A 982-nucleotide genomic window follows, 5' to 3' on the forward strand; every position below is an offset into this window, starting at 1 on the left:
GGGCACGCACCAAGTGATAGATCATATTATGTTAGATCCTATGCGAGCCGGTGCAGGAAGTACATTTGTTTGGGGATGGATCAATAGTTTTATGGTGCATTATAAATCTGCCAATATCGATGACGGCGAATATAAGTCAGATCAAGAAGCGGAATTTAAAGCCCATAGGATTGAAGGTGAAGGCTGGCCCGAATGGATGGTCGAAGCGTTTAATGCCACATCGCAAGAAGAGCTCGCCGAAATCAAACAACGGTACCATATAACGGAATAACCCAGATGATTAAGGAATAAGGAATAAGGAATAATTATGCCATCAAAATACCGCCCGCAAATTCTTGGTTGGTTTGGGGATCTAGATAAAGGTCCTTATAGTGTACCTTTGCATGACGATCGCTTAAGTTATGCCAATAATACCTATTGTGCCTTTATTCGTCAGGATCACAATGATCAGATTTTTTATGCTTGCCTTTACTTTGTTGCTATTATTTTGGGAAGTATATTAGTAGTCGGATCTTGTACATTTATTATGGATTATGATCATTCTGATAGCGGTAGTATGCTTTGTTTTATAGGAGTTGGTGGTTTTATTACTTGTTGTGCCGCTTTATATCTATCCATTCCTGAATTCTACCAAAATGCTTTCTCTCGTTTTGGCAGCCCCATTATATTTAATCGTAAAACCGGTAAAGTCTATGTTAATGAAAGTTACTTTTTTAACTTTAAGTTTTTACATCACCCTTCGGTATTTTTACAACCGAAAAAACGCCGAATAAAAGAATATGATTGGGACGATTTGCACGGTGTTATTATTCATAATATGTCACGTAATGCCTTAAGTTCAACCGTGTTAATGGTCTGCCAACCGGGCACGCACCAAGTGATAGATCATATTATGTTAGATCCTATGCGAGCCGGTGCAGGAAGTACATTTGTTTGGGGGTGGATCAATAGTTTTATGGTGCATTATAAATCTGCCAATATC

At 38.5% G+C, this 982-nt stretch carries 2 protein-coding genes; both read left to right on the top strand.

All coding sequences use genetic code 11. The annotated features are described in order from the left end of the window. On the top strand, positions 1 to 271 hold a 271-nt coding region (locus A9G48_RS11570), incomplete at its 5' end, for a hypothetical protein (RefSeq protein WP_176701996.1). Positions 272 to 307: 36 nt separating this feature from the next. After that, positions 308 to 982: DUF6708 domain-containing protein (locus tag A9G48_RS05185; RefSeq protein WP_065575899.1), on the top strand; the 675-nt coding region annotated here is incomplete at its 3' end.

Origin of the sequence: Gilliamella sp. wkB18 (assembly GCF_001690875.1) — a bacterium.
Lineage (GTDB): Bacteria > Pseudomonadota > Gammaproteobacteria > Enterobacterales > Orbaceae > Gilliamella > Gilliamella apicola_A.